Below are 21,753 nucleotides of genomic sequence, written 5' to 3'. Positions count from 1 at the left end.
GAGAAGCACATGCCTCTTTCTCAACACGTCGCGGTCATAACCAGCGATGAGCAAGCCTTGGTCGTCGCCAGTGACCTGGCCGATGATTTCAAACGCGACAGCGCCCTGCGCGACCGCGAACGCCGTTTGCCACACCCGGAACTTGAAGTGTTTTCGCGCTCGGGCCTCTGGGGCATCAGCGTGCCTGAAGAATATGGCGGCGCCGGCGTGTCCAACGTCACATTGGCCAAGGTCATCGCTCTGATCGCCCAGGCAGATGGCTCCCTGGGGCAAATTCCGCAAAACCATTTCTACGCCCTCGAAGTGCTGCGTGTAAACGGCAGTGAAGAGCAGAAAAAACGCCTGTACGCAGAAGTATTGGCCGGCCAGCGCTTCGGCAATGCGCTCGCCGAACTGGGCACCAAAACCGCCCACGACCGCGTCACTCGCCTCACCAGAGAGGGCGACGACTATCGCATCAACGGTCGCAAGTTCTACGCCACCGGCGCAATCTATGCCCAGCGCATCCCCACCTCGGTGGTGGATGAGCATGGGGTGCAGCAACTGGCGTTCGTGCCGCGCCACAGCAAAGGCCTGACGGTGATCGACGACTGGAGCGGGTTCGGCCAGCGCACCACCGGCAGCGGCTCAGTAGTATTCGAAGATGTGTTCGTCGCGGCCGAGGACGTGATCCCGTTTCAAAGCGCTTTCGAGCGGCCAACGCCAGTCGGCCCCCTGGCGCAGATTCTCCACGCGGCCATCGACACCGGTATCGCCCGCGCCGCCTACGAAGATGCGCTGCACTTCGTGCGCACCAAGACCCGGCCATGGATTGACGCCACCCACGAAAAGGCCACTGAAGACCCGCTGACCATCAAAAGCTTCGGCCACTTGAGCATTCGCCTGCACGCTGCCGAAGCGCTGCTGGAACGCGCCGGTGAATACCTCGACAAGGCCCAGGCCGACACCCAGGCCGCAACCGTCGCGGCAGCCTCGATTGCCGTCGCCGAAGCCCGCGCCATCAGCACCGAAATCTCTCTCGCGGCGGGCAGCACACTGTTCGAATTGGCAGGCAGCCAGGCGACCCTGATCGAACATGGCCTGGATCGCCACTGGCGCAACGCCCGGGTACATACCCTGCACGACCCGGTGCGCTGGAAATACCACGCCGTGGGCAACTACTACCTCAACGATGAAAACCCGCCACTACGGGGGACCATCTGATGACCGTTGCGAAGAAGAAGATCCTGCTCAATGCATTCAACATGAACTGCATCGGGCACATCAATCACGGCCTGTGGACCCATCCACGGGACAACTCAACCGAATATAAAACCGTCGAATACTGGACCGAACTGGCGCAACTGCTCGAGCGCGGGCTGTTCGATGGCTTGTTCATCGCCGACATCGTCGGGGTGTATGACGTCTACCAGAATTCGGTGGACGTGCCGCTCAAAGAATCAATCCAGCTGCCCGTCAACGATCCCCTGCTGCTGGTTTCGGCCATGGCCGCCGTCACCCGCAATCTTGGTTTCGGCCTGACGGCAAACCTCACTTACGAGCCGCCGTACCTGTTCGCCCGGCGCATGTCCACGCTCGACCACCTGAGCCGAGGCCGGGTTGGCTGGAACATCGTCACCGGTTATCTCGACAGCGCGGCCAAAGCCATGGGCTTGCGCGAACAGGTCGAACACGACCGTCGCTACGACCAGGCTGATGAGTACCTGCAAGTGCTCTACAAGCTCTGGGAAGGCAGCTGGGAGGACGGTGCAGTGGTGAACGACCCCGTGCAACGCGTCTATGCGCAACCAGACAAAGTGCACAAGGTCGAGCACAAGGGCGAGTTCTATCAGGTCGAGGGTTATCACCTCTGCGAACCCTCACCGCAACGCACGCCGGTGCTGTTCCAGGCTGGCAGCTCGGATCGCGGGCTGCTGTTTGCCGGGCGTCACGCCGAGTGCGTGTTCATCAGCGGCCACAACAAACCGTCGACCAGGGCCCAGGTGGACAAGGTGCGCGCCAGTGCCGTCGAGGCCGGACGCAAGCCCGAGGACATCAAGGTGTTCATGGGGTTGAACGTGATCGTCGGCGCCACCGAAGAACTTGCCTGGAACAAGCACGCCGAGTACCTGAGCTACGCCAGCGCTGAAGCCGGCGTGGCGCACTTCTCGGCGTCTACCGGGATCGATTTTGCCGATTACGAAATCGATGAGCCGATCCAGTACGTAAAGAGCAACGCCATCCAGTCAGCGACCAAAAACCTGCAGAACAATGACTGGACCCGACGCAAATTGCTCGAACAACACGCCCTCGGTGGCCGCTACATCACCGTGGTCGGTTCGCCGGAGCAAGTGGCCGATGAACTCGAATCGTGGATCGCCGAGACCGGTCTCGACGGCTTCAACCTGACGCGCATCGTCACACCGGAAAGCTATGTGGATTTCATCGAGCTGGTGATTCCGGAGTTGCAGCGTCGAGGGTCGTACAAGACCGCTTACGACGACGGCAGCCTGCGGGAGAAGCTGTTCCACGCGCAGGCGCATTTGCCAGCGCAACACATCGGCGCCGAGTTCCGCCGCTAAGAGCAAAGCTTGCTCGCGATGACATTCGACCCAACACCCCAATTTCATGCACTGACTGGAAAAACCATCATGACCAAAAAGCTCATCTCTCACCCAGTCAAAGTACTGGCCCTGGCCCTCGGCCTCTTCAGCTCGGTGACCTTCGCCGCTGACGCCCCACTGAAGATCGGTACCACCGCCGCCTTTGCCATTCCCCTGGAAGCCGCTGTCGAAGAGGCCAACAAGCAGGGCCTGAAAGTCGAACTCGTCGAATTCAGCGACTGGATCGCCCCCAACGTCAGCCTCGCCGCCGGCGACATCGACGTGAACTACTTCCAGCACATCCCTTTCCTGGAAAACGCCAAGGCCGCCGCAGGGTTTGACCTGGTGCCGTTCGCGCCAGGAATCATCAATAACGTCGGTCTCTACTCGAAAAAATACAAAAGCTTCGATGAGCTGCCAGAAGGCGCCACCGTCGCGATCGCCAACGACCCGATCAACAGCGGCCGCGGCCTGCAGCTGTTGGCCAAGGCCGGCCTGATCACCCTCAAGCAGGGTGTCGGCTACAAGGCCACCGAAGAAGACATCGTCGCCAACCCGAAGAAAATCAAGATTCTCCAGGTCGAAGCGGTGCAACTGGTACGCGCATACGATGACGCCGACCTGGTACAGGGCTACCCGGCCTACATCCGCCTGTCCAAGACTTTTGATGCTGGCTCTGCCCTGCTGTTCGACGGCCTTGATCACAAGGAATACGTGATCCAGTTCGTGATCCAGCCCAAGAGCAAAACCGACCCGCGCCTGATCAAGTTCGTCGACATCTACCAGCATTCGCCAGCCGTTCGCGCCGCCCTGGACCAGGCCCACGGCAAGCTCTATCAAGCTGGCTGGGAAAGCTGAGCATGAGCGCTGCCACCCAGCTGCGACTGGATATTCCAGAGCAACGTAATGCGCAACAAGCCCAACTGCACCCGGAACTGAACCGCGCCCACGTGCGCTTCGTTGGCCTGGGCAAAACCTACAATGGCCAGCAGGGTCCGGTTGCGGCCCTGCACGGCATCGACCTGGCGATCCAGCGCGGCGAAGTATTCGGCATCATCGGCCGCAGCGGCGCCGGCAAATCGTCGCTGATCCGCACCATCAACCGCCTCGAACAACCGAGTAGCGGGCGGGTGCTGATTGATCAGGTCGACATCGGCGAGTTCGATGAAGACCGCCTGGTGGCGCTGCGGCGACGCATCGGCATGATCTTCCAGCATTTCAACCTGATGTCCGCCAAGACGGTGTGGCAGAACGTCGAGTTGCCGCTGAAAGTGGCGGGTGTACCGAAGGAAAAACGCGAGCGCAAAGTGCGCGAACTGCTGGAGCTGGTCGGCCTGGAAGGCAAGCACAAGGCCTACCCGGCACAGTTGTCCGGGGGGCAGAAACAGCGAGTCGGCATCGCCCGGGCCCTGGTGCACGACCCGCAGATTCTGCTGTGCGACGAAGCCACCTCGGCACTGGACCCGGAGACCACCCAATCGATCCTCGGCCTGCTGCGCGAGATCAATCAGCGCCTGGGCCTGACCATCGTGCTGATCACCCACGAGATGGCGGTGATCCGCGACATCTGCGACCGCGTCGTGGTGCTGGAGCATGGACACATCGTCGAGCAGGGCCCGGTCTGGGAAGTGTTTGGCAACCCGCAGCACGAAGTCAGCAAGACCCTGCTTGCGCCGCTGCAACACACCTTGCCGCAGGAACTGCAAAGCCGTTTGCAGCCGCAACCACCATCGCCGGATGCAGCGGTGGTGCTGCGTCTGCAGTTCACCGGCAGCGCCACCGACGAGCCCGACCTGGCTGCGCTGTTCAGCGCACTCGGCGGTCGAGTGCGCCTGCTGCAAGGTGGTGTGGAACGGATTCAGGGACATGCCCTGGGGCAACTGCTGCTGGCGGTGTCAGGCTCGTCTCTGGGCGCTCAGCAACTGCGCCAACGCGCCGGGCAATGGGCGCAACAGGTAGAGGTGCTTGGCTATGTGGTTTGATCGCTTGCTGCAAGGCTTTATCGACACCTTCCTGATGGTGGGTGTCTCGTCATTGATCGCGCTGCTGGCGGGCATTCCGCTGGCGGTCATTCTGGTCACCAGCGCCAAGGGCGGCATCTACGAAGCGCCGGCGCTCAACCGTGCATTGGGCGCGTTCGTGAACCTGTTTCGCTCGATCCCGTTCCTGATTCTGATGGTGGCCCTGATTCCATTCACCCGGCTGATCGTCGGCACCACCTACGGTGTCTGGGCGGCCGTAGTGCCCCTGACGATTGCCGCCACGCCATTCTTCGCGCGCATTGCCGAGGTCAGCCTGCGCGAGGTGGATCATGGGCTGATCGAAGCGGCGCAAGCGATGGGCTGCCGGCGCTGGCACATTGTCTGGCACGTGCTGTTGCCTGAAGCGCTGCCGGGGATTGTTGGCGGGTTCACCATCACCCTGGTCACCATGATCAACTCATCGGCGATGGCCGGCGCGATCGGTGCCGGTGGGCTGGGTGACATCGCGTATCGGTACGGCTATCAGCGCTTTGACAGCCAGATCATGTTGACGGTGATCGTGCTGCTGGTGGTCTTGGTGGCGATTATCCAGCTGGGCGGGGATCGCCTGGCGCGGGGGTTGAACAAGCGCTGAATCAAGATCAAAAGATCGTCCGATCGCGGCCCGAGCCTACGGCAGCTCCTACAGTGATAGATGTTCACCGAGGATGTGCGGATCACCACGCTCCTGTAGGAGCTGCCGAAGGCTGCGATCCTGGAGATCGGAAAAACGCTGCAAACCGGGAATTCGCGGGGCTTGAACAAGTGCTGAATCAAGATCAAAAGATCGCAGCCTGCGGCAGCTCCTACAGGGATAGATGTTCACCGAGGATGTTGTGGATGACCACGTCCCCGGTAGGAGCTGCCGAAGGCTGCGATCCTGGCGATCGGAAAAACGCTACAAACCGGGAAGATTTCTGACAGAAAAATCAGCGTTCCTACACGCATGTTCCCTTCCCTTTGCAGGAAATTTCCTAGATTATTTCGCCCGCTTGCGCCTACTGATTTCCGTGTCTAATCTCGGCCCGTCACTGCTCATCAGTGACCGGGTTTAGTAGCCCGAACAATAGGTGCATAGCGTCCCATGCTCATGCCGGCATTTTTTGCCGGGTATTGAATATGGCGGCTGTGCGTGGGGCACCTCCGGGTGCGCCGGGTTTCCTATTGACCGGTCTACTAACCTGCGCACAGCTGCCACCCTCGTTTTAGTAGGCGAGAAGTGTCGGCTCCCACGTGTCAATAGGAGCAACGCGGATGAAAAAGCCTGTCCCCGATCCACCCTCCAATGCAACCAGGAACGATGACCTCCAAAGAGACCGCTCCGCACTCTACCGTGCCATCGATTTCTACCTGGCCGGCGAATAACCGTCGGCTCCCGATGAGCTCAGGTTCTACAACGTCAGCAACGATGTAAGCTTTGAAGACACCCAGCTCTACATCGCCGATTTGTTGCGGTGCGCATCGGTCACGGCCTATCAGTGTGGCGACCACCTCAAGGGTGCCGACCGAGCCATGGTGTATTCGATTTGGCATTTGCTGGAGATCGCCAAGGCGATGGTTGACCGGTCGATTGATTGTCTGGGGATGAATCAGGCGAAAGACTGACTTGACGGGTTTTGCTTGAGGCCGCCTTCGCGAGCAAGCTCGCTCCCACAAGGTTGTGCGGCGCACACAGAATCACTGTAGGAGCGAGCTTGCTCGCGATGGACGTCAACGATTACGCGGGCTTACAGAATGCACGCGTCGTTCTTGAATTTTTCGCGAGCACGCTCGCTCCTACAGAGAATGCGGCTTGCTCGCGAATGGCTGCGCGGCAGCCACCAGCCTGATGGCGTATATTTGGCGCATCCCCATTGCCGCGCAGCCCACCATGAAGCAGACCCCTGACGACCTGGAAAAAATCACCGCCACCACCCTGGGCCATTACAACTCGGTGGCCGAGGGGTTTCGCGAAGGCACTCGCGATCATGATGTCAGCCAGAATATCGACGCTCTGCTGCGGCATATCCAGGGTAGCGCGCCTTTCGACATTCTCGATTTCGGCTGTGGCCCGGGGCGCGATCTGCAGACGTTTTCCCGCATGGGCCACACGGCTGTGGGCCTGGACGGCTCGGAGCAGTTCGCGCAGATGGCCCGTGCAGACAGTGGCTGTGAGGTCTGGCAGCAGGACTTTCTGAAGCTGGATTTGCCCGGTGAACGCTTTGACGGGATTTTTGCCAATGCCGTGCTGTTTCACATCCCGCGCCAGGAGCTGCCGAGGGTGCTGAAGGAGTTGCGCGGGGCGTTGAAGCCAGGTGGCGTGTTGTTCAGCTCAAATCCTCGCGGGGAGAACGAGGAAGGTTGGAACGGGCCGCGGTATGGGGCCTATCACGACTGGCAGGCGTGGCAGCAATTGCTGGCCGAGGCGGGGTTTGTGGAGTTGGAGCATTACTATCGCCCGGCAGGGCTGCCGCAGGAGCAGCAGCCGTGGTTGGCGAGTGTGTGGCGTAAGCCCGGGTAATCTGGCAGGACGCCATCGCGGGCAAGCCCGCTCCCACAGTGATTCAGGTCGGACCACAAATTGTGATCCTCCCTGATACCTGTGCATTAAGGCAGGACCACAAATTGTGATCCTCCCTGATACCTGTGCATTAAGGCAGGACCACAAATTGTGTGATCCTCCCTGATACCTGTGGGAGCGGGCTTGCCCGCGATGAGCGCGGAGCGCTCGCTTTACTGCGCTTCCGGTTTCGGCTCGCGAATCTTGTACCAGGCCACATACAGTGCCGGCAAAAACAGCAGCGTCAGCAAGGTCGCAATGATGATCCCGCCAATCATCGCGTAGGCCATGGGCCCCCAGAATACTTCCCGGGCAATCGGGATCATCCCCAGGCTCGCTGCCGCTGCCGTGAGCAGAATCGGCCGGCGCCGATGCTCCGTGGCTTGCACTACCGAGTCCCACGGCGAGTAGCCGTCTTTCTCAAAAGCCTCGATCTGCGTCACCAGGATCACCGAGTTACGGATGATGATACCGATCAGCGCAAGAATCCCCAGGATCGCCACGAAACCCATGGGCGTGCCGGTGGGGATCAGCGCCAGTACCACGCCGATCAATCCGAGCGGCGCGACGCTGGCCACCAGAAACAGCTTCTGCACGCTGTGCAACTGGATCATCAGGAACGTCGCCATCAGGAACAGCATCAGCGGCACGACCTTGGCGATCGGGCCCTGGGCCTTGCCGCTTTCCTCGACCGTACCACCGGTGGCGACCTTGTAGCCGACCGGCAATGTCGAGGCGAACTGCTCGATGGCCGGCTTGAGTTGCTTGACCAGGTCGGTGGGCTGAATCTCGTCCCTCACCGCCGCCTTGATGGTGATGGTCGGCTTGCGATCGCGACGCCACACCAGCGGCTGCTCAAGTTCATAGCGCACGGTGGCGAACGACAGCAGCGGAATCGACGTACCACTGGACGTCACGATCTGCAGGTTCTGCAGGGTCTCCGGCGTGCCGCGTTCGGCGTCCACTGCGCGTCCCACCACGTTGATCAGATAGATATCGTCATCTACCTGGGTCACGGGGGCGCCCACTACGATGCTGTTCATCAGGTTGGCCACGTCTTCCGAGGACAGCCCCAGCTGCCGTGCCTTGTCCTGGGCGATGTCGATGCGCAGGACTTTACCCGGCTCGTTCCAGTCGTAAATGATCTCGCCAATGTGCGAATTCTTGTCCAGCTCGGTGGCCAGCGCGATCGCATGCTTGCGTACTTGATCGATGTCCTTGCCGCTAACCCGGTACTGGATCGGCCGCCCGACCGGCGGGCCCATTTCCAGGGCCTGGACGTAGCTGCCGATGCCGACGAAATCCTTACGCAGGCGTTCACGCAAGCGCTGGCTCAGGGCCTCGCGCGACTCCAGGCCCTTGCTGACGATGACCAGTTGCGCGTAGTACGGGTTCTGCAATTGCTGGTCGAGGGGCAGGTAGAAACGGATCGCACCTTCGCCGATATACGTGCTCCAGCGCACGATATCCGGGTCGCCCTTGAGCGTTTCTTCGAGCTTGTTCACCGCCTTGCGGGTTTCGGCGATGGAAGCGTTTTGCGGCAGGTTCAGGTCGACGAGAATTTCCGGACGGTCCGAGGACGGGAAGAACTGGTTCTGCACGAATTGCATGCAGAACACCGACGCCGCGAACAGCGCAATGGTGATGCCGATCGCCCACCAGCGATTGCGCATGGCCCACAACATGCCGCCATTGAACGCCCGCCCGATACGGCCGGGTTCGGCGTTGTGCGGCTTCACATTGGCACTGAGAATATGCACGCCGATCACCGGGGCAAACAGCACCGCCACCACCCATGACACCAGCATCGCTACCGCGATCACCGCGAACAGCGTGAAGGTGTACTCACCCGCCGAGCTGGCGTTGAGGCCGATCGGCACGAAGCCGGCTACGGTTACCAGCGTACCGGTGAGCATCGGGAAAGCCGTAGAGGTATAGGCGAAGGTCGCCGCCTGCTCCTTGGTTTCGCCCATCTCCAGGCGCGTGACCATCATCTCCACCGTGATCATGGCGTCGTCCACCAGCAGGCCAAGGGCGATGATCAAGGCGCCCAGGGAAATCCGCTGCATGGTGATACCGCTGTACTCCATGAAGACGAAGACCATCGCCAGCACCAGCGGAATCGAACACGCCACCACCAGCCCGGCACGCACGCCGAGGCTGATGAAGCTGACGATCAGCACGATGACCACCGCCTCGAACAATGCGCTGGTGAAACCGCCGACGGCTTTTTCTACCACTTCGGCCTGGTCGGAGACGCTGTGAACGCCCACGCCGACCGGCAGGTCAGCGGTCAGTTCTTCCATGCGTTGATGCAGGGCCTTGCCGAACTCCTGGATGTTGCCACCCTTCTTCATGGCGATGGCCAGGCCGATGGCGGTCTGGCCATTAAAACGGAATTCGGGCGTCGCCGGGTCGACGTAGCCGCGGCTTATGTCCGCGATGTCAGCCAGGCGATAGAAACGATCGTTGAGCTTGAGATTGACGTCAGCCAGGTCTTTTTCCGAAGCGAACTGGCCGGACGTGCGCACCGAAATCCGCTCAGGGCCTGCCTCGATCACACCGGCAGGCGTCACCGCGTTCTGTGATTGCAGGCTCTGCACCACCTGGCGCTGATCGATGCCCAGGGCCGCGAGTTTGCGCGTGGAGAAGTTCAGGTAAATCACTTCGTCCTGCTCGCCCACCATTTCGACCTTGCCCAACCCCGGCACGTCGCGGATCTGCGCGCGGACCTGCTCGACGTAATCGCGCAGCTGGCGCAGCGACAAACCATCAGAGGTGAAGGCGTACACCGAGCCGAACACATCACCGAACTCGTCGTTGAATCCCGGCCCTTGAATACCCTGCGGAAAATCACCGCGGATGTCGTTGATCTTTTTGCGCACCTGGTACCAGATTTCCGGGATGTCTTTGGCACTGGTGGTGTCGCGCAGGTAGACGAACACCGTGGATTCGCCGGGCCGGGTGTAGCTTTTGACGTAGTCGAGGGAATCAAGCTCTTCGAGTTTTTTCTCGATGCGGTCAGTGACCTGCTTGAGGGTTTCCTCCTGGGTCGCACCCGGCCAGTTGGTCTGGATGACCATGGTCTTGATGGTGAACGAGGGGTCTTCCTCGCGGCCCAGGTTCATGTAGGAGAACACGCCCATCAGCAGCGCGACGAACATCAGATACCAGACAAACGACTGATGCTTGAGGGCCCATTCGGATAAATTGAAACTCCCTTTCATTGTGGGCTTTCCTCGTCGATTTTCACTTTTTGCCCGGGCTTCAGGCTGTTCACGCCGGCACTGACCACACGCTCACCAGATTTCACGCCATCGGCCAGCACCACCGAGTCGTCCGTACGGCTGATCACATTGACGTCTCGCGGGGAAACGGTTTGGCTTTGTGCATCGATCACCCAGATTCGCGTCTTGCCATCGACTTCCTGCAAGGCGGTGACCGGCAATTCGATACGCGGCTTGATCGCCGAACTGAGCGTCACGCTGATGGCCGTGCCCAGGCGAAAGCCAGGGGGTGAATCGGCCAGGGTCAGGCGCGCGCGCCGGGTGCGGGTTGCGCTCTGCGCCTGAGGTTCGATTTCGCGAACGATGGCGGTGCTGGTGATACTCGGGTCCAGCTGCGAGGCCACCTGGAACACCACGTCCGGTGGCAACTGGTCGACCAGGGTGTCCGGCAGGTCAATCACTGCCTCCTTGATATCCGGTTGGGCCAGTGTGACCACTTGCTGACCTGCGGTGACGACCTGGCCTGCTTCGGCATTCCAAGCGGTGACGATGGCCCTGTGATCGGTGCGCAGCTCGACGTAGCCGAGTTGGTCCTTGGCCTGATTGACGGCGGCCTTGGCTTGATCAAGGGACGCCTGGGTGGTTTTCAGGTCGGTCTGGGCAATGTCCAGCTGAGCCTGCGCGCCGACGCCGCGATTGAACAGCTCCTGCTGGCGCCGGGCATTGGCCTGGGCGTTGATGAGCTGGGCCTGGATCTTCGCCAGATCACCCTGGGCAGCGCGCAACTGGTTCTGCTGATCCGTGGGGTCGAGCGTGGCGAGCAAAGCGCCTTTCTCGACTTCGGCGCCGACATCCACATTACGGCTGGCGATGCGCCCGGGCACGCGGAACCCGACGTTACTCTCGTAGCGCGCCTGGATACTGCCGGCGAAGCGACCGAGGGTTTCCTCGTTGAGCGCCTGGACCTTGATCGACAACACCGGGCGCACCGGCTCCGGCGGTGGCTCTTTCTTCGAGCAGGCTGCCAACATGACCCCGGCCATTACCAGCAACAGGCGCTTCATGGCTGGTTCCCCACTTCCAGATCCTTGTAGGTGTTCTCGGCGATTTCCACTTTTACCCCAGGGTGCAACAATTGCCCGCCGGCGATGATGACTTTGTCGCCCGCATTCAAGCCGTCGCTGATGATGACTTTACCGGTCAGGTATCGGCCGACAGTGACCGTGTGCAGTTGCGCCTTGCCCTCACCGTCCACTCGCCATACGGCAGGCTCGCTGATGTTTTTGGTCAGCGCCGACCACGGCAGCACCACGGCAGACTTGCCCGGGGTCTTGGCCGTGGCACTCACCACAGAACCCAATTGCATGCCATCAGGCAAACCATGAAGCGTGACCTTGACCTGTACGGTGCCGGTTTGTGCAGAGACCGCAGGCGTGACTTCGCGAACGGTGCCGGTGGTCTTGATTGCCGGGTTGTCCAGCAGGCTGACGACCACCGTCTTGTCTTCCGGGGCTTCGGTCAGCAGCGATTCATAGACGTTGAACACCGCATCGCGCTCGCCATCCCGGGCCAGGCTGAAAATCGGCACCGTGGCCTGCACCACCTGGCCGACTTCAGCCTGGCGCGCAGTAATGACGCCCGGTGCGTCAGCGATCAACGAGGTGTAGCTCAGTTGTTCACGCGCATTGGCCAACTGAGCCTGGGCGGCCGTCAACGCGCTCTGGCTGCTGCGTAAGGCGGCCTGGGCGGAATCGTATTCGCTTTGGCTGGTGTAACCCTTGGGCAGGAGCTTTTGCTGGCGCACGAATGCCGCAGCAGTCTGTTTGACCCGCGCCTGTTCGGCGGTGACCTGGGCCTGCGCCGAGTCGACATTGGTCTGCAGGTCCTTGGGGTCCAGCTTGGCCAACACTTGCCTAGCCGTCACGCGGTCCCCGACATCGACCATGCGCTGGATGATCTTGCCGCCGACCCGAAACGAAAGTTCGGTCTGCACCCGTGCCTGGACATCCCCCGTCAGGGTCACCGAGGCCGCGTAATCCGCCGGTTTGACCTCTTGCACGAACACCCGCGGGCGGTCCTTCTCGACCGGTTTTTCGTCACCGCAGGCAGTCAGCAAAGCCAACAGGCTCAGCCCAACCACCAGTTTTATTCCAGGACCAGCCATGCAGACTCCTTTGCGTAGTACGGGCGTGCGAATGTCGATACGACTGTGAGCTTAGAACAGGGTTCCAAGGGTGCCTCTGATGGGCGTCAAATAAACCGATTATGCTACTGCCGCGCCGGGCTGTTGAACCGCATCAGCACCGGGTTGAAGGCCCGATGTCCATTCCCGCACTCAAATCCAATGGCTGACACCTGTCAGAGATGCTTTTCGGGGGCATAAAAAAACGCCGACGCTCTATCAGCCGTCGGCGTTTGCAACCGTAATGCGGTTAGCGGACAAATCAGAACGCAGGCAGTACCGCGCCGCTGTATTTCTTCGCAATGAAAGCTTTCACTTCAGGACTGGTCAACGCCTTGGCCAGCTTCTGAATGGCAACGCTGTCCTTGTTGTCCGGACGGGCCACCAGGAAGTTCACGTAAGGCGAATCGGCACCTTCGATGACCAGGGCGTCTTTAGCCGGATTCAGGCCGGCTTCCAGCGCGTAGTTGGTGTTGATCATGTCCAGATCGACCTGATCCAGAACCCGCGGCAGCATGGCCGATTCGAGTTCCTTGAACTTGAAGTTATGCGGGTTCTTGGCAATGTCCTTCGGGGTGGCCAGAGCGTTTTTCGGGTCTTTCAACTCGATCAGGCCAGCCTTCTGCAGCAGGATCAGGGCACGGCCGCTGTTGCTGCCTTCGTTCGGGATAGCGATGGTCGCGCCGTCTTTCAGTTCAGCCAGGCTTTTGACCTTCTTGGAGTAGCCACCGAACGGTTCGACGTGCACGCCGATCACGGTCACCAGGTTAGTGCCTTTGCCTTCGTTGAAGCTGTTCAGGTACGGCAGGGTCTGGAAGTAGTTGGCGTCCAGACGCTTCTGATCGACTTGTACGTTGGGTTGAACGTAGTCGGTGAAGACCTTGATTTCCAGGTCCACGCCTTCTTTGGCGAGGGTCGGCTTGATCAGTTCCAGAATCTCGGCGTGTGGAACCGGAGTCGCCGCCACTACCAGTTTTTCGCCGGCCTGGGCCAGGCCCGCGGTCAGGGCAGCCGCCAATGCGGTGAACAACAGAACCTTTTTCATGCAGTGTCCTTATCGAAAATCGCGATCGTCATCGACGACGGCTAAGAGTACGAGTGCCAGTGAAGTGCTACCGCTGGCGTGACGCGGACAATACCGGGATTTTTTATTCCTTAACAATATCTTTTATTCACTTTGATATTCCATTTTGTTCATACAGGAAATCACGCACTTTTCTGTAGGAGCCCGCTTTGCTGGAGCAATAGCTTCAAGGCAGCCTTCTCGTTATCGGAACCCTTTGCGAGAACATGCCTGAGCTGCCGTTCAATTTGCTCAAGCGCACTCGGCACCGTCGGCAAATTCAAATGCTCCGGCAGAATCTCGTCGCCCGTACTCACCAGCAACGCGAAATGAATAACGTTCTCCAGCTCCCGGGTATTGCCCGGCCAACTGTGCTGCTCCAGCACTTGCTGCGCCGCCTCGCTGATCAACGGCACCGGCAAGTCCAGGCGCTGGCTATAGATGCCGAGGAAGTATTCGGACAATGACAGAATATCGCCCACTCGATCACGTAACGCCGGTAGCTCCAGCTGGCCTTCGCTGAGGTAGTGATACAAACGTTCGTGGAATTTCCCGGCAGCTACGGCTTGCGCCAGGTCAATGCTGGTGGCGGCCACCAATCGCACGTCCACCGGGCTTGGCTGATGAGCGCCCACACGAGTGACCTCATGATTTTCCAGGGCCGCCAGCAATTTGATCTGAATAGGCAGCGGCAGGTCGCCGATCTCATCCAGGTACAAGGTGCCGCCGTTCGCCGACCCAAACCAGCCCGCGCGGCTGCTCGCTGCCCCGGTGTAGCTGCCGGCGGCGTAACCGAACAATTCGGCATCCGCATAGGTCGGGCTGATTGCACCGCAATTGACCGACACGAAAAGCCCGCTGCGATCGCTGGCGCGATGGATGTGCCGCGCCAGCAGCTCCTTGCCGCTACCGGTCTCGCCACGAATCAGCACGCAAATCGCACGCGGCGCCAATTGCTCGAGCTCTTGGCGCAACTGCCGCGAGCGTGGATCGACAAACACCAGCGCCTTGGCGCGGATACTCAGCGGGCTTTTTTCTGCGTCGGGGAAGGTCAGCAGCGGCTGACCGAAGGCTTCAAAACTCATGGCAGACTCCCGCCCAAAACCGCCGTAGGGCGGGGGCGTTAAAAAAGAGGAAAAATCAGGCGCGACGCAGGGCGTGATGTTCCATACGGTTCTGCAGGCGATACAGGTAGGCAAAACCCTGCTCCCAGCGCTGGTGGCCGGACTTCACATTGATGTGCCCTGCCCCCGCCAGGATCCCCGCCTCGGCGCCCCAGTTACGCGCCAGTTCCAGCGCTCGCGGGGCACTGACGGCACTGTCGTTGTCGGAGCTGACGACCTGACTCGGAAACGGCAGCAGGTCGGTCGGAATCGGTGCGAAGTTGCGCAAGGCGGGCACGCAGGCCGGACGCTCCACGTCTGCCGGAGCGACGAGCAACGCGCCGCGCACCTGACGCAAAAACTGCACGGGCGCGGCAGCCGCCCAATGGGCGACCGTGATGCAGCCCAGGCTGTGAGCAATCAGGATAACCGGCGTACTGTCCGCAGCAATCGCCTCGGCCAGCGCCGCGACCCAGTCCTCACGACGGGGCGTCAGCCAGTCGGCCTGCTCCACCCGTGCGCTGTTCGGCAAACTGTTCTGCCAGTGGCTCTGCCAATGATCATCTGGCGATCCTTGCCAGCCCGGCACAATCAGGTAGCGAATTGATTCGTTGCGCATGGGGGAACTCTCCTGCTGCGTGTCTGTTCCTGAACGAGTATAGGGAGTAGAGTTATATCCGTTAAGGAATAAGAAGCTATTTATTAAGATCACTATCGAATAACACCGTAGGAGCTGCCGCAGGCTGCGATCTTTTGATCTTGTTTGTAAAAGACAAAAAAATCGCAGCCTGCGGCAGCTCCTGCGAGGTGTTTTTTCAGAGCAAAAAAAGGGGCCGCACCCTGCCAAGGAGACGGCCCCGGAAAACTTGAATCTGTTAGCGAGCGGTGATCACCGATAGCTTGGTAATACCTGCCCGTTCAATCGATGCCATCGCCCGCGCCACTTCGCCGTAATTCACCCCGTCATCCGCCTGCAATTGCACGCGCACCTCGGGGTCCTTGGCCTTGGCCGACTTTAGGTTGAACTCCAGCAAATCAGGCTGGATTTCATCCTTATTGATAAACAGCTTGCCGGCGCCATCGATGCTCACCACCAGTGGATCTTTCTGCTCTACCGGCGCCACGGCTTCGGTCTTGGGCAGGTTGATCGGAATGGCGTTAGTCAGCAGCGGTGCGGTGACGATAAACACCACCAGCAACACCAGCATGACGTCTACCAGCGGTGTGACGTTGATCTCGCTCAGCACCTCATCACTGTCTTGCGTGGAGAAGGCCATATCAGGACGCCTCCTTCACTTTTTGCGCGTTGCCCGGCGCAGCAGCCTTGTGCGCCGTCGGGTGGACCAGCACACGGAACGAGCTCTTTTGCGCCAGGCTGTAGAAGTCATGGGCGAAGTCGTCCAGGTCCGCCGCCGTCAGTTTCAGGCGCCGCAAAAAGTAGTTGTAAACCAGTACTGCCGGCACCGCGACGGCGATCCCCACACCGGTCGCAACCAGTGCCGCGCCAATCGGCCCTGCCACGGTTTCGAGGCTGGCCGAGCCTGCCGCGCTGATGCCTTTCAACGCTTCCATGATCCCCCACACCGTGCCGAACAAACCAATGAACGGCGACGTACTGCCAATACTTGCCACCACTGCCAGCCCGGTTTCCAGCGAGCGGCGCTCACGCACGATCTGCTGACGCAGGGCCCGCTCGAGGCGATCCTGATGGTTGATCGCCTGGCTCAGATCCGCCGCGTGTGGCGCTTCACCGACCTGGATCGCCGCGTAGCCGGCCTGAGCCACCCGCGCCGCAGCGCCTGGCTGGGTCTCGGCCAACTCCGCCGCTGAATCAAGGCTCGACGCCGCCCAGAACTGCTTGTGGAACTTGCGATCCTGCGCTTTCAGGCGGCCAAACTGCACGCCCTTGAGCAAGGCCAGGCCCCAGGTGGCCACGGAAAAAACCACCAGCAGCCAGATCACCGCGCTTTCGATGGACTCAAGTGGAGATGCCAATAACGTCATGATGAATTCCTCGTGTAAACGTTTCGCGTGAAATAGGTTTCTGTTTAATGAATCTTGAAATCGATGGGCACGCTGACCCAGCCATCCTGGGCGACATCACCCTGCTTGGCGGGCACGAAACTCCAGCGTTTCACAGCGCTCAGGGCCGCCTCATCGAGGGCCTCGCGACCGCTGCTTTTCTGGATCTGGATCTCACCCGGCTTGCCGCTGGCGAGCACATGGACCCGTAACAACACCGTGCCTTCCCAACCGCGCCGCTGAGCCAGCGAGGGGTATTCCGGCGCTGGGTTTTTCAGGTACCCGGCGTTGGCCGATGCCGGCGTCACGGGTGCTGGCGCAGGGGGAGCGGGGGGCGCCGGGGCCGCAACAGGCGCGGCCGGCTGTGGCGGCGCTGGTGGTTGTTGAACCGCTTTGGGCACCGGTTTCGGAATCGGTTTGGCGACCGGTTTCGGCTTGGGAATCGGTTTCGGCGGTGGCGGTTTCACTGCCAGTTCGTCTTCAACCGGCGGGGGTGGTTCGACCACCTCTTGAACAGGTGGCGGTGGTGGTGGCGGCTCGACCACGGGCGGTGCCGGTTGCGAAAACTCGATGGTCATCGGCGGAATTTCCGGCGGCACCACCGGCAACACGGCGGTCGGCTGCTGGTTGACCCAATAGATCACCGCACCGTGCACGAGCAGCGCCAGCACACCCAGCAAAATCGTTTCCCGGCGGCTGAGGATGCCCCTTGGGGCGCGCTGCAAACGCTGCTGCCCCAGAGGCACGCGATGTACCCGGCCGAGGTCGACCAACTCGCCACCTGGACCCTGGCGCCACAGCACCTCTTGTGCACTGGCGGCGGTCTGGACATTACCCATTGCTTTACTCCTGCGGTCTCTTTGCGAATAACCCGATAGGCCGGACCCGACATCCCCCGTGCGACGTATCGATGGGTGAATCATTGGGCTAGACGCTTATCTCTTAAAGTAATCTTTAAAGTTATGGATAGACCGAAAACGAATATACGAAATCTTTGATGGCCTGCAGGCCTTGTTCTGCAAGGACTCCCGTCGACGGGCAGGCTCGCCATGCTTTTCAGGCATTAAAAACATTCCCTGCAAGCATGGTTTTTGGCGCCTTTTTCCAGCATTGATCAGCGACTGGCGCTGGTCTGCCGGGTTATCAGAAGTCATAACGGCCGGTCACACCCAAGGTCCGAGGCGTGCCGAGCAGGCCTTCATAACCGCCGTTGCCGCCGGTCCAGAGGGTGGAGTAATAGGTTTTATCAAAGGCGTTTTTCAGCCACAGCGAGACATCCCACTGGCCTTGCTTGAAGTCGCCGCGCAGGCCGGTAGACAGGTTGACCACGGCGTAGCTTGGGATCTGGCCGTAGTCAGAGTCTTCCACCGTGCCCACCGCTTTGGAGCGGAAGGCATAGCTGGCGGTGACGTACTCTTCAAAGCCGTTACTCAGGTTCCATTTGTATTCGCCGTTGGCGTTGCCGATCCATTTCGAAGCGCCGACAACCTGGTGTCCCGTGAGGTCGCAAGACGCAGGGGCGCCGGGTGCCAGGCTGACTTCAGGCGGGCACGGCGCATCTTTGTAGGAGAGGTAACTGACATCGTTGTACGATCCGTTGATGTTCAGGGTCAGGCCGCGCAAGGGGATCAGCGTGCTTTCGACTTCCACGCCGCGCGAGCGCACGGAACCGGCGTTGGTCAGGTACTGAACGCGGTTATCAGCGTCGTAGGCGTTGGTCTGATAGGCGTTGACCTGGGTCCAGAACACGTTGGCATTGAGTTGCAGGCGTCGGTCCCACAGCGTGCTTTTGAAACCGAGTTCGGCGTTGTTGGCGCGCTCGGTACCGATCAGCAACGAGTCGGCACCCGCCGTTGGAGCGGAGCCTACTGCCAGGTTCACACCCCCCGATTTCTCGCCGTGGGACAACGTGGCGTAACCCAGCAGGTCGTCGTTGAAGCGATAGCTGAGGTTCAACAATCCCGAAGGGCTGGAGCTGTACTGATTCAAATCGCCCGAGTCATAGGCCCCGGCGCGACCGCGTCTTGCCGTTGCCGCGGCGCCTGTCACTGCCGCACCGCCCTCTGGCGCGTCACGGGTCACCCACGCATTTTTCTGCTCATAGGTACCACGCACGCCGGCGGTGAAGTCCAGGCGTTCGCTCAGGTGCCAGGTGCCTTGGGCGAACAGCGCAAAACTGTCGGTCTTGATGTGGCCATTACCGACGCTGTTGACGTTGGCCAGTGCACCGGCTGGCGTGCCGTTCCAGATGTCGGCTTGCGGTCCGTAATTGGCGAAGGTTTTGTTGTCCAGGTCGTTGCCGAAGTAATACGCACCGAGCACGTAATCGAAGAATTCGCCTTTGGGCGAGGCCAGGCGAAATTCCTGGGAGTACTGTTTGTCTTCCACGGAAACCCCGGCGTTGTAAGTCGCCGCGACGTTCAGACCGTCGTCGTTACGCGGGGTGAAATTCCACCAGCGATAGGAGCTGATGGACGTCAACGTGAAGTCACTCGGCAGGGTCCAGTTGGCCTCCACTGACGTGCCGCCCTGATGCACTGTGACGTGCTGATCGTTGTCGAGGTTGACCTTGCGGTGGGAGCCGTTGACCAGTGTGGCACCGGCCGCGTTGGCCCGCGCCTGATAGACGTTGACGCCGTTGATGGTCGGGCCGGTGTTGTAGAGCACGCGCGTGCCGGCGCTGGAATCTTCTTCGTTGTAGTCACCGATCCAGCGCAGGTTGAACGATTCATTGGGTTTGAACAGCAGCTGGCCACGCAAGCCTTCGCGCGACCCGCCGTTCAAGTCGTGTCCATCGAATTCGTTTTTGATGTCGCCATCGCTGCGGGTGCGATAGGCGGAAAACCGCCCGGCGAGCTGGTCATTCAGGGGGCCGGAAACCGTGCCTTTGGTCTGGAAGTATCCGTCCTCGCCCACCGACGTCTCGATGCTGCGCTCCGGCGTGAACGTCGGTGCGCGGGTGCTGATGTTGATGACGCCGGCCGTGGTGTTCTTGCCGAACAGCGTGCCCTGGGGACCGCGCAATACTTCGAGCTGCTCGATGTCCATCAGGTCGAAGACCGCCATGCCCGGCCGTCCCAGGTAAACGTTGTCGATGTACAGGCCGACGCTGCCTTCCAGGCCATCGCTGGCCGGGTTGTTGCCCAGCCCGCGAATCGACACGCTGGACTGGCGCGCATGCATGTAGGCGACGTTGACGCTGGGTACCAGTTGCTGCAAATCCTGGATCCGGTAAACCCTTTGCGTCTCCAGCGCCTGGCCGCTGACCACACTCATTGGCGTCGGCACGTCCTGCGAACTTTCTTCGCGGCGTCGAGTGGTGACGGTCACGGTTTCCAGCTGTGAACCGTCAGCCGTGACTTTGCTGGCAGGCGCCGGTACAGGGTCCGCTGTTGCGGCGGCATAACCCTGGGTCCAACTGGCGCTCCCGGCCAGCAACAAGGCCAGGGGCAGGCGTTTGAGCCGTCGGGGGGCAAGGGGTGAAGCGAGGTTCAACGGACTCATGAAGCGGCTCCTGGTCAAAAATGCGCAATGACATTTCAACGACGCATATTCTTTAAAGTTATTTATTTATGTTTTTACAAACTTTTACTGCATAAGAGATAGCCTTTATAAGGAGTCGGCCTAATGCATATCCAATGCATTTACCCGATATTTTTTATGTGAAAAATGCATATCGACTTGCGTCAACTACGTCACTTCATCGCTCTGGCGGATCAGCGCAGCTTTGTCGCCGGCGCGCTGGCCGTGAACCTCTCGCAATCGGCGTTCAGCCGCAGCATCCAGGCCCTGGAACACAGCGTCGGGTGTCAGCTGGTAGATCGCGGACGTAAGGACCTGGCGCCGACCAAGCAGGGGCAGGTGCTGCTTGAGCACGCACGACGCCTGGTCAGCGGGGCGCAGCAGATGGCTAACGAGATCAACCAGTTCAATGGGCTGGAAGCGGGCGAGCTACGTTTCGGTTGCGGCCCGGCGCCGGCGGCGGGGCTGATACCGAGGGCGATCGGCAGCTTCATTGGCCGCTATCCGAAAGCGCGCGTGCAGTTTCAGGTGGATGACTGGCAAAGCCTGAGCAAGCGTCTGTTGAGCGAGGAATTCGAATTTTTTGTGGCTGACACCCGGCAATTCGAGGCCGACCCGGTTTACCTGACCCATCGCCTGCGCCCGCGTAAATGGCATTTCTGCTGCCGCGTCGGACATCCACTGGCGGGCCGCGACAGCGTCAGTGCAACCCAGTTGATGAGTTATCCGATGGCAGTGACTATCCGCCCGCCGAACCTGCGCAAGGTGATCGTCGACCTCAGCGGCCGCCCGGATTTCACGCCGAATGTGGAGTGCGAAAACAGCTACAGCCTCCTGAGCGTGGTGATGCGTTCAGACGCCATCGGCATTGTCGGCGCCTACGCTGATGCGCTGCATCACGCCAAGGGTGAGCTGGTGTGTTTGAAGGTCGAGGGGCTGGCTGATGACCTGGAGGAGATGTACACGCGCTATGGGATTGTCAGCCGCGCGGGGTATCGGTTATCGCCGCTGGCAGAGGCGATGATCGCGCAGATCAAGGAGGTTGATGAGCAGGATGAAGACGTCTATTCGCTGGAAAATCTTGCCGTTTGAAACACCAACAAGGGCGGTCCGGCCGGTCCGGCGATTACCAGCGCACGTAGATCNTACCTCCCCCCTTTACTGCCCAGCCACGAGCTCCTTTACTGCCGTTTTTTCCTCCACCGGCAGCGCCTCCACTGCCAATTCTACGAAACAGATTCCCATCGACATCGACGGTGGCGCTGTCCTCAACCCAACCCCCCATCAAGTACGGCGTGACAAAACCCAGCGCCCACGGCCCGGCATCCGGGTCCGAGCGCCCCCAAGAGAGACCCGAAGCCTGACAACCGCTGAGAAACAAAGCGCCTAACAAGATCCATGGTGTTCTCATATACGTGACTCCTAGTCGGGTACATGGGGATGCTGCAAGAGGATCCCGTCCGTGGTGGGTGCATTAATGAGCTGTGGGGAT

General features: G+C 60.4%; 17 protein-coding genes and 1 pseudogene. 8 read left to right on the top strand and 10 right to left on the bottom strand.

Annotated features, from left to right (window positions below; translation table 11 throughout):
- Positions 1–9 precede the first annotated feature (9 nt).
- The 7 genes and pseudogenes from HYI44_RS08920 (at position 10) to HYI44_RS08890 (ending at position 7,103) form a co-directional block, all read left to right on the top strand.
- Complete coding sequence (locus HYI44_RS08920) at positions 10–1,203, top strand: SfnB family sulfur acquisition oxidoreductase (RefSeq protein WP_225569227.1); 1,194 nt, start codon at positions 10–12, stop codon at positions 1,201–1,203.
- Entirely contained in the window at positions 1,203–2,561 is a 1,359-nt protein-coding gene (locus HYI44_RS08915; RefSeq protein ID WP_225569226.1) for an LLM class flavin-dependent oxidoreductase, read from the top strand. The genes HYI44_RS08920 and HYI44_RS08915 overlap by 1 nt, the downstream gene beginning before the upstream one ends.
- A gap of 69 nt (positions 2,562–2,630) precedes the next feature.
- Entirely contained in the window at positions 2,631–3,440 is an 810-nt protein-coding gene (locus HYI44_RS08910; protein WP_122840767.1) for a MetQ/NlpA family ABC transporter substrate-binding protein, read from the top strand.
- Between the two features lie 2 nt (positions 3,441–3,442).
- Positions 3,443–4,564 carry a methionine ABC transporter ATP-binding protein gene (locus HYI44_RS08905; protein ID WP_122840768.1) on the top strand — a complete coding sequence of 374 codons (1,122 nt, stop codon included), beginning with the start codon at positions 3,443–3,445 and terminating at the stop codon, positions 4,562–4,564.
- Positions 4,554–5,198: a methionine ABC transporter permease gene (locus tag HYI44_RS08900; RefSeq protein ID WP_045061295.1), complete on the top strand. Its 645-nt coding sequence runs from the start codon at positions 4,554–4,556 to the stop codon at positions 5,196–5,198. The genes HYI44_RS08905 and HYI44_RS08900 overlap by 11 nt, the downstream gene beginning before the upstream one ends.
- 659 nt (positions 5,199–5,857) lie before the next feature.
- A pseudogene (locus tag HYI44_RS08895) lies at positions 5,858–6,208 on the top strand (DUF6124 family protein).
- Between the two features lie 265 nt (positions 6,209–6,473).
- A complete protein-coding gene (locus HYI44_RS08890; protein WP_225569225.1) occupies positions 6,474–7,103 on the top strand; it encodes a class I SAM-dependent methyltransferase in 630 nt (209 codons plus the stop codon).
- Between the two features lie 212 nt (positions 7,104–7,315).
- Here the strand turns inward: HYI44_RS08890 and HYI44_RS08885 are convergent, their stop codons facing one another.
- The 10 genes from HYI44_RS08885 to HYI44_RS08840 all read right to left on the bottom strand — a co-directional run bounded on the left by HYI44_RS08885 (position 7,316) and on the right by HYI44_RS08840 (position 20,243).
- Complete coding sequence (locus tag HYI44_RS08885) at positions 7,316–10,369, bottom strand: efflux RND transporter permease subunit (protein ID WP_225569224.1); 3,054 nt, start codon at positions 10,367–10,369, stop codon at positions 7,316–7,318.
- Positions 10,366–11,433 carry an efflux RND transporter periplasmic adaptor subunit gene (locus HYI44_RS08880; RefSeq protein WP_201148536.1) on the bottom strand — a complete coding sequence of 356 codons (1,068 nt, stop codon included), beginning with the start codon at positions 11,431–11,433 and terminating at the stop codon, positions 10,366–10,368. Before HYI44_RS08880 ends, HYI44_RS08885 begins: the two co-directional genes overlap by 4 nt.
- On the bottom strand, positions 11,430–12,533 hold the full coding sequence (locus HYI44_RS08875) for an efflux RND transporter periplasmic adaptor subunit (RefSeq protein WP_122840773.1): 1,104 nt from the start codon (positions 12,531–12,533) through the stop codon (positions 11,430–11,432). The genes HYI44_RS08880 and HYI44_RS08875 overlap by 4 nt, the downstream gene beginning before the upstream one ends.
- 280 nt (positions 12,534–12,813) lie before the next feature.
- Positions 12,814–13,596 carry a MetQ/NlpA family ABC transporter substrate-binding protein gene (locus tag HYI44_RS08870; protein ID WP_045061290.1) on the bottom strand — a complete coding sequence of 261 codons (783 nt, stop codon included), beginning with the start codon at positions 13,594–13,596 and terminating at the stop codon, positions 12,814–12,816.
- A 161-nt stretch (positions 13,597–13,757) separates the two neighbouring features.
- On the bottom strand, positions 13,758–14,699 hold the full coding sequence (locus HYI44_RS08865; RefSeq protein ID WP_122840774.1) for a sigma 54-interacting transcriptional regulator: 942 nt from the start codon (positions 14,697–14,699) through the stop codon (positions 13,758–13,760).
- Positions 14,700–14,754: 55 nt separating this feature from the next.
- A complete protein-coding gene (locus HYI44_RS08860; RefSeq protein WP_122840775.1) occupies positions 14,755–15,336 on the bottom strand; it encodes an alpha/beta hydrolase in 582 nt (193 codons plus the stop codon).
- 256 nt (positions 15,337–15,592) lie between these two features.
- On the bottom strand, positions 15,593–15,994 hold the full coding sequence (locus tag HYI44_RS08855) for an ExbD/TolR family protein (protein WP_003220570.1): 402 nt from the start codon (positions 15,992–15,994) through the stop codon (positions 15,593–15,595).
- Position 15,995: 1 nt separating this feature from the next.
- A complete protein-coding gene (locus HYI44_RS08850; protein ID WP_205893928.1) occupies positions 15,996–16,721 on the bottom strand; it encodes a MotA/TolQ/ExbB proton channel family protein in 726 nt (241 codons plus the stop codon).
- 44 nt (positions 16,722–16,765) lie between these two features.
- Entirely contained in the window at positions 16,766–17,578 is an 813-nt protein-coding gene (locus tag HYI44_RS08845) for an energy transducer TonB (protein ID WP_225569222.1), read from the bottom strand.
- Positions 17,579–17,882: 304 nt separating this feature from the next.
- Positions 17,883–20,243 (bottom strand): TonB-dependent receptor, encoded by a 2,361-nt coding sequence (locus HYI44_RS08840; protein ID WP_225569220.1) that lies wholly within the window; start codon positions 20,241–20,243, stop codon positions 17,883–17,885.
- 165 nt (positions 20,244–20,408) lie between these two features.
- Here HYI44_RS08840 and HYI44_RS08835 point away from each other — a divergent pair, with 165 nt between their 5' ends.
- Positions 20,409–21,353 carry a LysR family transcriptional regulator gene (locus HYI44_RS08835; protein WP_225569219.1) on the top strand — a complete coding sequence of 315 codons (945 nt, stop codon included), beginning with the start codon at positions 20,409–20,411 and terminating at the stop codon, positions 21,351–21,353.
- Positions 21,354–21,753: the final 400 nt, after the last annotated feature.

The sequence above is a fragment of the Pseudomonas sp. Y24-6 genome (assembly GCF_020295325.1).
GTDB lineage: Bacteria > Pseudomonadota > Gammaproteobacteria > Pseudomonadales > Pseudomonadaceae > Aquipseudomonas > Aquipseudomonas gregormendelii.
The sequence above is the reverse complement of the archived record's forward strand: the minus strand, read 5'-3'. Positions and strand labels throughout refer to the sequence as shown.

Bases quoted from the DNA above. Each gene is read 5' to 3' on its own strand.
- HYI44_RS08920 (WP_225569227.1), top strand. From the start codon at position 10: ATGCCTCTTTCTCAACACGTCGCGGTCATAACCAGCGATGAGCAAGCC.
- HYI44_RS08915 (WP_225569226.1), top strand. From the start codon at position 1,203: ATGACCGTTGCGAAGAAGAAGATCCTGCTCAATGCATTCAACATGAAC.
- HYI44_RS08910 (WP_122840767.1), top strand. From the start codon at position 2,631: ATGACCAAAAAGCTCATCTCTCACCCAGTCAAAGTACTGGCCCTGGCC.
- HYI44_RS08905 (WP_122840768.1), top strand. From the start codon at position 3,443: ATGAGCGCTGCCACCCAGCTGCGACTGGATATTCCAGAGCAACGTAAT.
- HYI44_RS08900 (WP_045061295.1), top strand. From the start codon at position 4,554: ATGTGGTTTGATCGCTTGCTGCAAGGCTTTATCGACACCTTCCTGATG.
- HYI44_RS08890 (WP_225569225.1), top strand. From the start codon at position 6,474: ATGAAGCAGACCCCTGACGACCTGGAAAAAATCACCGCCACCACCCTG.
- HYI44_RS08885 (WP_225569224.1), bottom strand. From the start codon at position 10,369: ATGAAAGGGAGTTTCAATTTATCCGAATGGGCCCTCAAGCATCAGTCG.
- HYI44_RS08880 (WP_201148536.1), bottom strand. From the start codon at position 11,433: ATGAAGCGCCTGTTGCTGGTAATGGCCGGGGTCATGTTGGCAGCCTGC.
- HYI44_RS08875 (WP_122840773.1), bottom strand. From the start codon at position 12,533: ATGGCTGGTCCTGGAATAAAACTGGTGGTTGGGCTGAGCCTGTTGGCT.
- HYI44_RS08870 (WP_045061290.1), bottom strand. From the start codon at position 13,596: ATGAAAAAGGTTCTGTTGTTCACCGCATTGGCGGCTGCCCTGACCGCG.
- HYI44_RS08865 (WP_122840774.1), bottom strand. From the start codon at position 14,699: ATGAGTTTTGAAGCCTTCGGTCAGCCGCTGCTGACCTTCCCCGACGCA.
- HYI44_RS08860 (WP_122840775.1), bottom strand. From the start codon at position 15,336: ATGCGCAACGAATCAATTCGCTACCTGATTGTGCCGGGCTGGCAAGGA.
- HYI44_RS08855 (WP_003220570.1), bottom strand. From the start codon at position 15,994: ATGGCCTTCTCCACGCAAGACAGTGATGAGGTGCTGAGCGAGATCAAC.
- HYI44_RS08850 (WP_205893928.1), bottom strand. From the start codon at position 16,721: ATGACGTTATTGGCATCTCCACTTGAGTCCATCGAAAGCGCGGTGATC.
- HYI44_RS08845 (WP_225569222.1), bottom strand. From the start codon at position 17,578: ATGGGTAATGTCCAGACCGCCGCCAGTGCACAAGAGGTGCTGTGGCGC.
- HYI44_RS08840 (WP_225569220.1), bottom strand. From the start codon at position 20,243: ATGAGTCCGTTGAACCTCGCTTCACCCCTTGCCCCCCGACGGCTCAAA.
- HYI44_RS08835 (WP_225569219.1), top strand. From the start codon at position 20,409: ATGCATATCGACTTGCGTCAACTACGTCACTTCATCGCTCTGGCGGAT.